Annotated in this window: 11 protein-coding genes; 1 reads left to right on the forward strand and 10 read right to left on the reverse strand. The window is 46.2% G+C overall.

The features are described from left to right. Window positions 1–101 precede the first annotated feature (101 nt). From HXT56_RS03820 to map, 9 genes are all read right to left on the reverse strand, one after another. On the reverse strand, window positions 102–920 hold the full coding sequence (locus HXT56_RS03820) for an amino acid ABC transporter ATP-binding protein (protein WP_421777767.1): 819 nt from the start codon (window positions 918–920) through the stop codon (window positions 102–104). Window positions 921–992: 72 nt separating this feature from the next. Further along, window positions 993–1,934, reverse strand: coding sequence for an amino acid ABC transporter permease (locus HXT56_RS03825; protein ID WP_421778484.1), 942 nt, complete (start codon window positions 1,932–1,934; stop codon window positions 993–995). A gap of 233 nt (window positions 1,935–2,167) precedes the next feature. After that, a complete protein-coding gene (locus tag HXT56_RS03830; RefSeq protein WP_421777768.1) occupies window positions 2,168–3,094 on the reverse strand; it encodes an ABC transporter substrate-binding protein in 927 nt (308 codons plus the stop codon). A 482-nt stretch (window positions 3,095–3,576) separates the two neighbouring features. Beyond that, window positions 3,577–4,074, reverse strand: coding sequence for an SsrA-binding protein SmpB (gene smpB, locus HXT56_RS03835; RefSeq protein ID WP_421777769.1), 498 nt, complete (start codon window positions 4,072–4,074; stop codon window positions 3,577–3,579). Window positions 4,075–4,144: 70 nt separating this feature from the next. Continuing rightward, window positions 4,145–5,554 (reverse strand): CHAP domain-containing protein, encoded by a 1,410-nt coding sequence (locus HXT56_RS03840; protein ID WP_421777770.1) that lies wholly within the window; start codon window positions 5,552–5,554, stop codon window positions 4,145–4,147. A 105-nt stretch (window positions 5,555–5,659) separates the two neighbouring features. Next, window positions 5,660–6,583 carry a permease-like cell division protein FtsX gene (gene ftsX / locus HXT56_RS03845; protein ID WP_116711926.1) on the reverse strand — a complete coding sequence of 308 codons (924 nt, stop codon included), beginning with the start codon at window positions 6,581–6,583 and terminating at the stop codon, window positions 5,660–5,662. Then, a complete protein-coding gene (gene ftsE, locus HXT56_RS03850) occupies window positions 6,583–8,097 on the reverse strand; it encodes a cell division ATP-binding protein FtsE (protein WP_421777771.1) in 1,515 nt (504 codons plus the stop codon). Before ftsE ends, ftsX begins: the two co-directional genes overlap by 1 nt. Before the next feature lie 76 nt (window positions 8,098–8,173). Beyond that, window positions 8,174–9,316 carry a peptide chain release factor 2 gene (gene prfB, locus HXT56_RS03855; RefSeq protein WP_116711928.1) on the reverse strand — a complete coding sequence of 381 codons (1,143 nt, stop codon included), beginning with the start codon at window positions 9,314–9,316 and terminating at the stop codon, window positions 8,174–8,176. Between the two features lie 117 nt (window positions 9,317–9,433). Then, window positions 9,434–10,207 carry a type I methionyl aminopeptidase gene (map, locus tag HXT56_RS03860; protein ID WP_250309592.1) on the reverse strand — a complete coding sequence of 258 codons (774 nt, stop codon included), beginning with the start codon at window positions 10,205–10,207 and terminating at the stop codon, window positions 9,434–9,436. A 91-nt stretch (window positions 10,208–10,298) separates the two neighbouring features. Here map and HXT56_RS03865 point away from each other — a divergent pair, with 91 nt between their 5' ends. After that, window positions 10,299–12,434 (forward strand): M13 family metallopeptidase, encoded by a 2,136-nt coding sequence (locus tag HXT56_RS03865; RefSeq protein ID WP_421777772.1) that lies wholly within the window; start codon window positions 10,299–10,301, stop codon window positions 12,432–12,434. A gap of 208 nt (window positions 12,435–12,642) precedes the next feature. On the opposite strand, the gene HXT56_RS03870 is transcribed toward HXT56_RS03865, so the two are convergent. Next, window positions 12,643–13,926, reverse strand: coding sequence for a CAP domain-containing protein (locus HXT56_RS03870; RefSeq protein ID WP_421777773.1), 1,284 nt, complete (start codon window positions 13,924–13,926; stop codon window positions 12,643–12,645). Window positions 13,927–14,034: the final 108 nt, after the last annotated feature.

The raw sequence follows: 14,034 nt of genomic DNA on the forward strand, positions 1-14,034 counted from the left end.
TACGTCTAAATTTGCGCAAGTTACGCCTAACGCTGGTTAAGTTGATTAAGTTACGTATAGCGCTACTTAAGTTACGTTTAACGTATAGCGCTGCGCAAGTTCTATAAAACGTGCTGCAGAAAATCTTGGAAACGCTCAGTTTGTGGATTCGTAATAATATCAGCCGTGCCCTGCTCAACTATGACGCCACCATCCATGAACACAACTTGATCCGCGACTTCGCGCGCAAAACCAATTTCGTGCGTTACTACAATCATCGTCATGCCATCTTTTGCAAGATCGCGCATAACGTTAAGCACTTCGCCAACAAGCTCCGGGTCGAGCGCAGAAGTAGGCTCATCAAACAGCATAATCTCCGGCTTCATAGCAAGCGCGCGCGCAATAGCCACACGCTGCTGCTGACCGCCGGAAAGCTCCGCCGGGTAATGATTCATGCGCTCAGCCATACCAACGCGTTTAAGCTCTTCAACAGCTAAGTCGTGCGCTTCTTGAGCGTTCATACGCAACACGTGCACAGGCGCTTCCATAACGTTTTCCAAAGCCGTCATGTGAGGGAAAAGATTAAAACGCTGAAAAACCATACCGAGTTTCGCACGCTGTTGAGCAATCTCTTTATCGTTAAGCGCTTGTAAACACTGCTTTCCTTTACGCGTCACTTGCTTTACACCAATACGCTCGCCATAAATGCTTATACTTCCCGCAGTCAACGTTTCAAGTTGGTTAATTAAGCGCAAAAGCGTGGATTTTCCAGATCCGGAAGGCCCTAACATTACCGTTACGCTACCCGGGTTTACTTCCATAGTAATGCCGTTTAATACTTGCAAGTTACCAAATGATTTGTGCACGTCCTTAATTACGACTGCCGAAACGTTTGCTGCCGGAACGTTTGCTTCCGAAACGTTTGCTGCTGTATTTGTCATCTTTCAAAATCCAATCTAATTCTTATTTCGCTACTTTATTTCGCTACTTTATTTCGCTTTATTAAGTACTTATTAAGCATTAAAGCCGAGCATAGTAGCGTCGTTACGTCCTTTAACATTCTTTTGTTGAGCATGCAAAGACTGGTCGCCGCGCTGACCTTTATCAGTGTCTAACTGAGCATGTTTCACAATATCTCGCGCTTCAAAGCCCTTGCCAAAATGCTTCTCCAACATAGATTGCAAAACCATCAGAATAGAAGTAATAACCAAATACCAAATACTCGCCACAAGAAGCAACGGAATAGGCTTATAAATACGATTAGCTATAGCATTCGTAGCAAACTGAAGCTCCAGCGTAAACGGTACTGCAAGAACCAAAGAAGTAGTTTTCAACATGCCAATAGTTTCGTTTCCAAGCGGCGGCACAATAATGCGCATTGCCTGCGGAAGAATCACACGTCTCATCGTCAAAGCCCTACCCATGCCAAGCGCCTGAGCCGCCTCAACCTGCCCAACGTCAACAGCTTCCAAACCAGCTCGCACAATTTCCGACAAGTACGCTGCTTCGTTCAGCGACAAGCCCACAACAGCCGCCGTCAGCGAAGTCATAATTACATTAGAATCAATAGACCAAAACTCTATGGATGTAAACGGAATACCAATGCTCAATCGCGGCACAAGCACCGCAAACATACCCCAAAACACGAGCTGCGTGTACACAGGCGTGCCACGGAAGAACCAAATAAAGAACCAGCTCACACCGCGAAGAACCGGGTTTACTGACTTTCGCATCATCGCTAAGCCTATGGCGAGTACGATAGCAATCACCATAGCGAGTAGCGTAAGGAGTAACGTCCAGCCAATACCGGTAAGTACGTTGTCGCTTATAAGATACACGCCTACTACTTGCCATTCAAATCGCGGATTCGTAATGATGCTGTACAGTAGCGAGCAGGCTAGGATTGCGACGATTATGCCAGCTACGATTGGCCCCGGCTTTGCTACCGGCAAAATATGTTCAGCTTGGGACTTTCCGGACTGGGTTTTTCCGGACTGAGTTGTGGAAGATTTCTTAAAAGAGTCCAACTTATGCTCCCTGTAAATACGTTTATTTTGATACAAGTATAGTAAAACGAAACAATCTGAGCCACGAGAAAAGTCGTGACTCAGAATCGAAATCAAAATTTATGGAGAGACGCGAATCAAACGCGAATCAAACGCGAATCAAACGCGCATCAAACGCGCAATCAGACCTGCGGATTTACTACCGTCTTTTCAATTGCTACGTCTTCCACGCCCCACTTCTTCAAAATCTCCTTATAAACGCCGGACTTCATCAGCTTATCAATGCCAGCTTTTACAGCCTTCAGCATTGCAGTGTCGCCCTTCTTAACCGCTGCACCCATTGGTTCGGAATCCTTGCTGTTTTTGAGGATTTCGAGCTTACCAGGATTCTTAACAGCAGCGTAACCAGCAACCGGAGTATCGGCATACATAACGTCAGCGCGACCGGAAAGAAGTGCGGTGGTTGCGTCAGTCTGTTCCTTGAAGCTCATGATTTCTAGCGGCTTATCGTTATTTGCAGCGCACTGTTTCTTAGCTTCTTCCATAATTGGTTCGCCGACGGTGCCAGTTTCCAAAGTTACTTTTTTGCCGCAAAGATTCTTTGTATCTACCTTAGTAGGATTGCCTTTGCGCACTTCGAAAGACAAGCCCGCGTTTGCGTAAGCAATAAAATCTACTGACTTCATACGTTCAGCATTAACAGTAAAGCCGGAAATACCAACGTTATATTTGCTGCCGATTGCAGGAATAATAGAATCGAACTGAGCGTGCATAATTTTTGCGTTCAATCCCATTACTTTTGCCAAGGCTTTAGAAAAGTCGATTTCGTAACCAACTGGAGTCTTGCCGTCTGCTGCAAAGAACTCTGCAGGAGCGTAGCTCACGTTGACGCCGACGGTCAGCTCACCAGTCTTCTTAACTGCTTCTGGAACTAATGCCGCTACTGCATCGTCCTTCTGAACTTTGCTTACGTCGTAGCTACGTGCAATATCTGGATCAGATGCTTTGGAATCAGCAGGTCCGCAGGCAGCGACGCTACCGATTAATACCAAAGACGCAATAGCTGCAATAGACTTAATGTACTTAGTAGACTTAGTAGACTTGAACATTTTTCTTCTCCTAAAAGTATTTAAAATTTATAATTTGCATTGATGTGTATAACTATACACGACAACCCTACTATTTTCGCAACTATTTATGCAAAATATGTATATACAGAGATAAGTATGCTGTTTATTAGTGAAATACTTGGCTTTTTGCGAAAACCTAACGCATATTATTCGCAATACTGAATATTATACGGCGTGTCGCTTTATTCGCGCGAGAGTTTTGGTGCTTTTATGGAACATTTGCGGGAGTTTTTTCTCCGAGGTTTGCGCTGACGACTGCGCGAGGGTCCGAAGAACGGGATTAAGAGACCCTAACGCAGCGCGACGACCTGACTGAGCGCTTGTTCCTTTACGCGCACGTAAAGTTTTTGTCACTTTTTGGTGAGATTCCGACATTTCCTATACACGCACGTAAAGTTTCTGTCGCTTTTAAGCGAGATTTCGACATTTCCTATACACGACTGTAAAGTTTTTGTCACTTTTCAGTCAATACTTCTAGAATGCAAGTTTCTGTAACGCATAGCGCGCAATGCCTCGCGCTTATCCTGCTCCTCGCGCAACGCTTGACGCTTATCAAACTCCTTCTTACCGCGAGCAAGAGCAATCTCAACCTTCACGTAACTTCCCTTAAAATACAGCCGCAAAGGAACAACAGTGTAACCTTTGGCCTCAGTTTGCCTAGAAAGCTTAGCGATTTGCGCAGCGTGAAGAAGCAGCTTGCGTTTGCGCTTTGGAGCATGATTGTTCCACGTGCCGTTCAAATACTCGGGAATATTTGCGCCTTCAAGCCACATCTCGCCGCGACGATCAATATTGACAAAGGATTCAGCTAAGGAAGCTCGCCCTTCGCGCAACGACTTTACTTCCGTTCCCGTTAAAGCAAGACCGGCCTCGTAACAATCTTCAATAGCATAATCGTGATGCGCCTTACGATTTTGAGCAACCGTAACCGTACCATCTTGAGCAGGCTTGTGGACCATAACACCCCCATACACAAATCTCAATGTGCGAAACGCAACAAAATAGCGACGCAATTAGTAGTGCTAATTTCTAGTAGTGCACATATTCGTAGGCGCCAGGATTATGAATGGTTTCGTAAGCTGGGAACGTTGGGAAGCCAACGCCACCTTCAGAAATCAGCACGGAACCATCCGCATTCACACGCTCAACAACCGCCACATGCCCGTACTGCCAATCAGCATTCCACGTGCCAGCACTCTGACCTCGAGCAAACACCATCACCGCGCCAACATGCGGCGTGCGATTTACCAAATATCCCATACGACGGCCTGAATTAGCCCAGTCCGCACCATTACCCATAAAGGAGCCGACAGGAAGACCGAGCTGCGTACGACGCAAATAAGCCCACAATGTGCACTGACGAGCAGGATATGCAGTACCGCCAACAGAATTGCCAGTATTGTGACCGTAGCAGAAGTTGGAACGCTCAGGGCAATTACCAGGAACCGTATAAGACATGCCGTTAGCAGCACCGTTAGAAAGCGGCATAGGAGGAAGCGACACGTTGCCGCCAAATCCGCCGCCCCTCACCTGCTGACGGTTGCCAGCATTAGGATTGGCGCGCGCAACAGCTTTATTAGCAAGAGCGCGAGCCTGAGCATCAATCGCAGACTTCATAGCAATAATTTCCGCGGCTTCTCGAGCAGACTGAGAAGTTAAACTCCCCTTCTGACTCTCCAATTGCTTGCGAATATTCTCACCCTGATCACGTAAACTCTGCAACGCTTTCTTGCGATCGTTAGCAGCCTTAGCAGCAACCTGCGCACTTTGAGCCTGCACATCCGCTTGCTGCTTGAGCTTGGCAATTTCCGTTTCAATAGCAGCCAAACGTTGGCGACGGTTCATAGAAGTGTTCAACTTTACTGCAGCATCATTGGCAGCGTTAGCTTCACTACGTGCAACAGCCGCCTCTGATTGTAACTTGCCAACAAACTGTTCAGTAGTAGTAGATTTCGTAACAATATTCATAATGTCGGAAGCTTGGGAACCGTGGAAGCTGTTACGAGCAAGTTGCGCAACCGCAGCTTTAGCATCATCAAAATCTACACCAGTTTTTTTAATTTTCTCTTCCAAGTCACGCTTATCTTTTTGAGCTGATTCCAAACGCAGCTGAGTGGATTCAGCAAGGCTAAGAGCCTGAGCCGCTTGTTCGTCAGCCTGTTGCGCTGCACGAATTTGATTAGGAATTTGGCGCTCGTTTAAATCATTCAGCTCAAGAATCTTATTCGCTAACTGCTTATTCACGCCCGCAAGCTGACGTTTCAAATTCTCATTATGCTGAACTTTACGGTTATAATCGTTCATATTTACCGCATGCGCAGTAGGTGCAACCATCAACGGGCCTACCACACTAGCAAGCATCATCATGCCAGCAACTAGTAAACTCATTATTGTATGAGTGCGCCGAATTGCGACTACGCCACGTCGAGCCTCGCTCATATCACTTCCCTTTCAACATCACTACTGCGAATTATAGCGTTAAATAAGCAGCCACGCGAGTTAAGCCATTGTATTATCCGTTTTTAAGCCGTTTTTAAGCCGTATTTAAGCCTTCAAGTAGCGTCTCAACGCAACAGCAGAAGCAATTACCGACAATACAACAGCACCCGCTACCAGCATAGGAACGCACAACCAAACGGTAGATTGCGTCACAAACGGCATCCAACGCACGTTTTGCGCAAGCCAATCTGTTACGAAAACCTTAACAACTAAGCTCAACGCGCCGCCTGCAAGCAAAGAACCAGCACACGAAGCGAACGCACCCTCAAGTATAAACGGCATACGAATTGTCCAGTTGGAAGCACCAACCAAACGCATAATTTCAGTTTCTTGACGACGGCTTGCCGCAGACATACGAATCGTAGTACCAGTAAGCATAATAGCAACTACAACCATAACCGCAGCAAGCACAATCGTCACCGCAGTAGCACGATTGAGCACGTTAAAAACGGGATCGAAAATCTGACGCTGATCTACAACTTCTTCAACGCCGTCACGCCCAGAAAGCACCTCTGAAACGACTTGATATTTCATAGGATTCGTAAGCTTTAAACGAAGCGAATCCTGCATATCTGCCGCTGTCAACGTGCGGCCTTGGTACATTCCGTTAGGATACTGTTTTAAGAAAGTATTTTTGTAGAATTCGTTGCGACTTACATACGTTATGTTGGAAACGTCGTCGCCTAACTCTTGGTGAATAATATGCTCAAGCTTCACGATCTCAGCATTGGTAGGAGCTTTTCCGGCAGCGCACGAAGGTGACTGACTCGTACCATCTGGACACAGCCACGCAACAACCTCCACCTTGTCGTACCAGTCGCCTTTTGCTTTAGTAATCTGCGCTTGCATGAGCACCGAGGCGCCAATAAACAGGAATGAAATAAAGGTTACGAGCATGACTGAAAGAATCATCGAAACGTTGCGGCGTAAGCTAATGCAAGTTTCGGAAAAAATGAATCGTAAACGCATTATTTCACTCCTTCAGCTCGGTGCGTGTTGTCGTCAGCATGAGTATGGCCGGTGGTTGGCGGCTTAGGAGGGGCCGGAGGCATAGGAGGAAGTGCGTTTGCCGACGCTTCTTCGTGATTCTGAGGCTGATGCGCTTGCGTTTCGGTTTCGTGCGTCTCGGTTTCGTGCGTCACTTTAGACACTGATTCAGATTCTTCAGATTCTTCGAATTTTTCGGATTCCTCAGCTTCCTCAGATTCTACAGATTCTTCAAATTCTTCAGATTTTACAGCTTCCTCAGATTCCTTAACTTCTTCAGCTTCCTCAGATTCCTTAACTTCTTCCGCTTGCGCTTGAGCCGTCTCATTATCTACGTTAGGAGAAGTGTGTTCAGCGAGACCTTCAGCAGCGTTAGCACTATTTTCAGCAGCGTCAGCACTATTTTCAGACGACTTTTCGCTACTTTCTTCCTCATGCGCAAGTTTGGAATCTTCCTCAAGATCCTCACTGTCATCTTTCACAATCAAGCCGCGACCCCACGTCATGGTCGTTTCTATAGACTGGAACACCTCACCATAGCGACCAGTTCGACCAGAATGAACCGACTGCGCAAGGCGCGCAATCCCCTCATTTTCAGCTGAATTATTGCGCAAGGATTGCGTCACCATTTCAACAGCTTCACGAGCCTGAGCAGCGCGACGAGCTTTCTTAGAGAGTCGCCTATGACGTTCAACATGATCAGGCTGATCATCTGCAGATATGCTTACGCTACTACGATTTTGGTCATGCTCAACAGCCTGCTGCGCTTTTGACTTCTGCTCAACGTCAGAATCAGGGAAGTACAGTGCAGAATCGTAGGATCCTTCACGTTCGTCGCGCACAATCTTTCCTGTATGAAGTTCGACCACGCGCTTACGCATTGAATTCACGATTTCCTCATTATGCGTAGCCATCACAATCGTGGTACCCGTACGATTAATAGCATCCAGCACTTCCATAATGCCGAGAGAAGTCGTAGGATCCAAGTTACCAGTAGGCTCGTCGGCAAGAAGAATTTGCGGATGGTTTACGTACGCGCGAGCAATAGCCACACGCTGAGCCTCACCACCAGAAAGTTCGTGAGGATAATTGTTTTCCTTACCCGTTAAACCAACTGTTTCCAAAACGCGCGGCACAAGCGAACGAATAGTCGCCCTACTCGTACCAATCACTTCCAAAGCAAAAGCAACATTTTGGTACACGGTTTTGTTATTAAGTAACTTATAATCCTGGAAAATAAAGCCAAGCGAGCGACGATACTGCGGCACCTGGCGGTTAGAAAGTCGTCGCAAATCGTTGCCAGCTACGTGAATTTCGCCACTATTAGCTTCTTCTTCGCGAAGCAGCAAACTAAGCAATGTAGTTTTTCCAGAACCGGAAGCACCAACCAAAAACACAAAATCTCCACGATCAACATGCAAGGACACATCGTCTAATGCCGGACGCGTACCTCGAGGGTATATTTTTGACACATGATCTAATGAAATCAGCGACATTTTCAATCCTTCCGAAGATTATGTGTAATTGAGATTATGTGTAATTGTTGGTTTTTAGTTCTAAATTAACTTTAGTTTAAGATTCTTTTTCCGCTTCAGCTTCTTTTTGAGCTGCAACTCGCTGCTCGTGACGCCAGCGAATACCAGCTTCAATAAAACCGTCAATATCGCCGTCAAAAACAGCTTGAGTTTGCGAAGTTTCGTAACCAGTGCGCAAATCCTTCACCATTTGATACGGGTGAAGTACGTAAGAACGCATCTGATCTCCCCAACTTGCCTTAATATCTCCAGCAAGCTCCTTCTTTTTCGCAGCTTCCTCTTGATGCTTAATCACAAGCAAACGCGACTGCAAAACAGCCATTGCGGCAGCACGATTCTGGATTTGGCTTCGCTCATCTTGCATAGAAACAACCAAACCGGTTGGCAAATGCGTAATACGAACAGCAGAATAAGTAGTATTTACGCCTTGTCCGCCAGGGCCTGAAGCTTGGAAAGTATCCACGCGAATGTCAGAATCCGGAATATCGATATGATCCGTAGCTTCAACCAAAGGGATTACTTCCACAGCACTAAATCCAGTTTGACGACGGCCTTGATTGTCAAATGGCGAAATACGAACCATTCTGTGCGTGCCACCTTCCACAGAAAGGCGACCATACGCGTAAGGGGCATCCACTTGGAAAGTTGCGGATTTAATACCAGCTTCTTCCGCATAAGACGTGTCCATCATCTTAGTTTTGTAGCCGTTACGCTCCGCCCAACGCAAGTACATACGAAGAAGCATTTGCGCAAAATCAGCAGCGTCAACACCGCCTGCGCCCGAGCGAATCGTAACAACTGCAGAACGAGCATCGTATTCGCCATCGAGAAGAGTCTGCACTTCCATATCGTCAAGTTCGTGAGCAATATTTCCAAGCTCCTCTTGGGCCTCGCTCATGGAATCGGCATCGCCTTCTTCTTCACCAAGCTCAATTAAAGTTTTAGTATCCTCAATTCGCTGCTCGACAGCTTGCAAACGCTTCAGCTGAGACTGAGCTGCAGAAAGCTTACTCGTAACTTGCTGAGCATGCTCAGAATCGTCCCAAAGTCCAGGCTCCGCAGCCTGCTTTTCTAAATCAGCAATCGTAGCCTTCAACGAATCAACGTCTAAAGCTTTAGAAATCGAAGAATACTTTGCTTCAACATCATTTAACGCTTGGGAAAAATCAAATTCCGCCATTTACTTAACGTACCTCTTTACATACTCAATAACTCGTCTTACGCAATCACTATTCGCAAAACTCTTAGCAAATAAACTTTTTTACTTTTTGCTATTTACTTTTTACTCTTTACAAGTTTAACGTACAGTCAAAATCTCAGGACCATTCTCCGTAATTGCAATCGTATGCTCGCTGTGAGCGCCGCGAGAACCATCCGAAGAACGAAGCGTCCAACCATCTTTTGGATCCTGATAAATTTCGTCAGTAGTCTTTAAGAACCACGGTTCAATAGCAATCACCAAGCCCGGGCGAAGCTTGTAACCGTGGTGAGCACTGCCATCGTTAGGAACGTGCGGATCACCATGCATAATGTGTCCTACGCCGTGGCCGCCAAACTCAAGGTTTACGCTGTAACCATACTCGTGAGCAACGCAACCAATAGCTGCAGAAATATCGCCAAGACGGTTGCCTGGCTGAGCCATGTTAATGCCAGCTTCCAGCGCTTCCTCAGTGCACTTAATCAAACGCAAATCCTCAGGATCCGCATGCTTTCCAACCACAAAGCTAACAGCAGAATCTCCAACCCAACCGTCAACGTTAATCGCCAAATCAAGAGTCAGCAAATCGCCGTCCTTAAGATTGTAATCAAAAGGAACACCGTGAAGAACAGCATCGTTTACAGAAGTGCAAATGTAGTGCGCAAAAGGACCAGTTCCAAAATCAGGAGCGTAATCGACATAGCAAGAAGACGCACCTTTACGGCTCACAATACGCTGGCGAACGAAGTCATCAATCTCAAGAAGATTCGTGCCAACTTTGGTCATTGCTTGTAAGTCTTTAAGAATACTACCGACGAAGCGACCTGCAGGTTTCATCGCTTCAATTTCAGCTGGAGTTTTCAGTTCAATCATGATTTAAGACTAACGCGCAGGCACGAAAATGGCGCAAAATATGGCGAAAATACTAGCTAATGATGTCGCTTAATACTTGTAATCTAGGCACATGCATAATAACAATGAAATTAATAGCAATAAGGAATCGCAGAAGGAAATTTCTGCTGTAAATTTTGACCCAGCTTCCTTCTCGTCAGTTACTCGTCCACAAGACGACTTGTTCCGTTATGTAAACGGTCCTTGGATTGACACTTACACTCTTCCAGAAGATAAGCCAATGTTTGGTGCTTTCTACAAGCTTTCAGAAGATGCAGAGACGCAAATTCGAGATATTTTAGAAAGCAAAGATTGCCCAGCCAAAAAGTCGCAAACTTTGTACCGTAAATATTTGGATACTGCAGCTATTGAAAAAGCTGGGATTACGCCAATTAAAGACGATTTAGACGCTGTTGATGCGGCGGCCAGCAAAGAAGATTTGGTTCGCACTATTGGTACCCTTACCCCGTACGGCGGCCCAAATGCAATGTTCGCTTTTGGCGTTTACGGAGACCCTAAAGACCCTAAAACAAATGTTATGCATATTGAGCAGGGTGGATTGGGCTTGCCAGACGAAGCGTACTATCGCGAGGATAGTTACGCTCCGATTCGCGAAGAATACGTAAAAATGGTGGCTGCTTTGTTGCGCTTAGCTGGATACGGTGATGCCGCCGCTAGCCAGGAACTTGCCGAGCGCTTTTTGAAGGTGGAAACACAAATCGCAAGCAACCACTGGGATAACGTAGCAACTCGCGATTCTCAAAAAACTTATAATCCTTACAATTATGCTGATTTGGCAAAAACGTTTGAAGCGCTGAATCTTGACGCATTCTTGGACGCTGCTCAAAAATCTTACGACAATTGCGAAGAAGCAAAGAATCAGCCAATCAATGTTCGCAAAGCTTTTAGCAAAGTGATAGTTCACGAGCCAAGCTTTATAGAAGGATTGAATAAGATTTGGCAAGAAGCCGACTTAGAAGATCTAAAGCTTTGGGCACGCGTACACGTGATTTTGTGCTGGGCAAGCATGTTGAGTGAAGATTTTGCACAAGCCCGATTCGACTTCTACGGCAAAGTTCTTTCCGGCGCCACCAAGCCGCGCGACCGCTGGAAGCGTGCAATCGGAGTAGTTGACGATGCTTGCGGCGAAGAAGTTGGCCGCGAGTACGTGCGCTTGCACTTCCCTGAGTCGTCTAAAAAGTATATGGAAGGCTTAGTTGGCAATCTTATTAACGCCTACCGCGAGTCGATTTCTCACAGCAGCTGGCTTGGCGAGGAGACTAAGGCGAAGGCTTTGGAAAAGCTTAGCAAGTTTGAGCCAAATATTGGTTACACAAACCATTGGATTGACTACTCTGCGCTAAATATTAGGGAAGACGCTGGCTTAATTGATAATATGCGCGAAGTTTCTCGATTTGTGTTTGGTAGGTATACTGCAAAAGTTGGAGAACCTGTGGACCGCGAAGAGTGGCAGATGACTCCGCAAACCGTAAACGCTTACTACGATCCGTTGCTTAACGTAATCGTGTTCCCAGCTGCGATTTTGCAACCACCATTCTTTAGCCCGAGCGCTCCAGACGCAGCAAATTACGGTGCTATCGGTGCAGTAATCGGCCACGAAATCGGCCACGGTTTTGACGACCAAGGTTGCGAATACGACGGCGACGGCGTGCTTAACAATTGGTGGACAGAAGAAGACAAGACCAACTTTACTGAGCGCACTAAAAAGCTTATTGAGCAATACAATGCGTTTACGCCAACGCAGCTGATTGTTAAATACTCTCACTTAAAGAGCAAAGAAGAGCGCGATGCAATGCCTCACGTAAATGGCGCTTTAACAATCGGCGAGAATATTGGTGATTTAAGCGGCGTAACTATTGCGCTTAAAGCCTACGCTTTTGCTTTGCAAAAGAGCGAAGGTCGAGAGATTGACGGAAGTGACGATGCGATTCGCGAAACTTTGCTGAACGCTCCTGAAGTAGACGGTTTCACTGCTTTGCAGCGATTCTTCTTAAGCTACGCGTTGGTTTGGCGTTCCAAGTCTCGTAACGAGATTGCGGAACAGTACCTTCAAATCGACCCGCACTCCCCTGCAGAATGCCGCACTAACGGCATTGCACGCAACGTAGACTTGTTCTACGATGCCTTCGACGTTAAGGAAGGCGACGAAATGTGGCTTGCTCCAAGCGAGCGCGTACACATTTGGTAAGTCGCGATAATCACGTATAAGTCGCGATAATCACGTATAAGTTCACGTACAAGTCGCGATAACTACGTACAAATAAAGATAAATAAAGCCTGCGCGCGTTTTATTGAAACGTTTGCAGGCTTATTTTTTATTGTGTGACAGCGAACTTTTGGCGACGTCACGTTTTATTTTTAACTGAATTTACTTTGCTAAATTTACTTTGCTAAATTTACTTGGTTGCGGAAGACTCAGCAGATTCGGAAGATACGGAAGTTTCAGAAAATTCAGAATCTGCAGAAGATTCGGAATCTGCAGAAGATTCGGAATCTGCGGAAGACGCAACTGCCGTTCGTTTACGCAAGTAGAACCACGCGCCGTAGCCTATTGCCGCACACAGCACAATCACAACCAAAACCGTCCACACTAAAGTTGCAGCTGAACCGTTGTTCTGGCTCTGCTTTGCAGCATCAACAACTTTGCCACTCACATGCAACGCGCGATGCTTACCAACCGCAATACGATCGTGCGCGTTACGATCAGCCTTACTCTCTTTTTTACTATCTTCTTTGCCCTGCTTTTTCTGCTTGCTATCTGACTTCTTATTATCAGACTTTTTGCCATCCGACTTTTTAGCAGCATCTTTCGCATGAGAGTCGCGATTCTTACTACGATTACCTTTCTCCTGCGTTTCCTCGTCTTGAGAGAAAGTATGCTGCGGAGCCGTGGAATCACCACTCACTTTCCCGTCTGAAAAATCAGTATCGCCGTTATATAAAGACAACGTAAGTGCTGAAACTATACCGTAAGGGCCGCCAGAAGCCTCACCGTAGCCGAAAGAAAGATTTCTAGGGTTCAAAATCTGGTACAAATGACCATTATCTTCAGTAAACATTCCACCGGCGGCACGCAAGGATGCTTCTTCGTCCGGAATCCACATCTGCACGGAACCAGCAAGATCCGTTCCCCAAGCGAGATCCTCACCCCAAGCCTTGCGACCAGCGTAATTAGGTGCGCTCACGCCGTCTGGTCCAAAATGACCAAACTGCCCGTGTTGCGCAGTTTCTTGCGCGCGACGATACGCATCATCCTCATTTTCAGAATCGTACTGAATATTATTAACGTAAGCCGCCTTCGACAATCCGTAGCGACTCACGTAATCTTGCAAAGGCATGCCCTCAAAGTACATACTGCGATCGTCGTACAAACGCGAGCGCGCATTACGAATAGCGGCAATAATATAGCGAGCTGTGCCGTAAGAGCGTACGGAAGTTGCGATAGCGCTATGATTTGATTGAAGTATTGGTTTTTGAGAAGATACAGTGGAATACGAAGCAGAAGAAAAGTCTGAACGGCGTTCTGTGGAGTAAGAAGCTACGCAACACGACATAGCAACAACTACACAAGCGACCAAAGCAGCCAAAACCGCATGCTTTACACGCAGCAATCGCGACGTTTGTGCATCGTTTCTCATAGTGAGACTATGTATTGAATTTTGCGGATTGTTCTGAATCATAAAATATTCTTCTTCACTTTATATAACACTTTATATAACGTTTTACTGACGCTTTTGCCTAATACTACCTTGTCATAAGGAATAAGATACGACACAATACGGCACAAC

It is taken from the genome of Gardnerella nova (genome assembly GCF_049244055.1).
GTDB classification, from domain to species: Bacteria; Actinomycetota; Actinomycetes; order Actinomycetales; family Bifidobacteriaceae; genus Bifidobacterium; species Bifidobacterium vaginale_H.

Coding starts and splice junctions, on each gene's coding strand:
- HXT56_RS03820 (WP_421777767.1), bottom strand. CDS start 920: ATGACAAATACAGCAGCAAACGTTTCGGAAGCAAACGTTCCGGCAGCA.
- smpB (WP_421777769.1), bottom strand. CDS start 4,074: ATGGTCCACAAGCCTGCTCAAGATGGTACGGTTACGGTTGCTCAAAAT.
- ftsX (WP_116711926.1), bottom strand. CDS start 6,583: ATGCGTTTACGATTCATTTTTTCCGAAACTTGCATTAGCTTACGCCGC.
- ftsE (WP_421777771.1), bottom strand. CDS start 8,097: ATGTCGCTGATTTCATTAGATCATGTGTCAAAAATATACCCTCGAGGT.
- HXT56_RS03830 (WP_421777768.1), bottom strand. CDS start 3,094: ATGTTCAAGTCTACTAAGTCTACTAAGTACATTAAGTCTATTGCAGCT.
- HXT56_RS03840 (WP_421777770.1), bottom strand. CDS start 5,554: ATGAGCGAGGCTCGACGTGGCGTAGTCGCAATTCGGCGCACTCATACA.
- HXT56_RS03870 (WP_421777773.1), bottom strand. CDS start 13,926: ATGATTCAGAACAATCCGCAAAATTCAATACATAGTCTCACTATGAGA.
- map (WP_250309592.1), bottom strand. CDS start 10,207: ATGATTGAACTGAAAACTCCAGCTGAAATTGAAGCGATGAAACCTGCA.
- prfB (WP_116711928.1), bottom strand. CDS start 9,316: ATGGCGGAATTTGATTTTTCCCAAGCGTTAAATGATGTTGAAGCAAAG.
- HXT56_RS03865 (WP_421777772.1), top strand. CDS start 10,299: ATGCATAATAACAATGAAATTAATAGCAATAAGGAATCGCAGAAGGAA.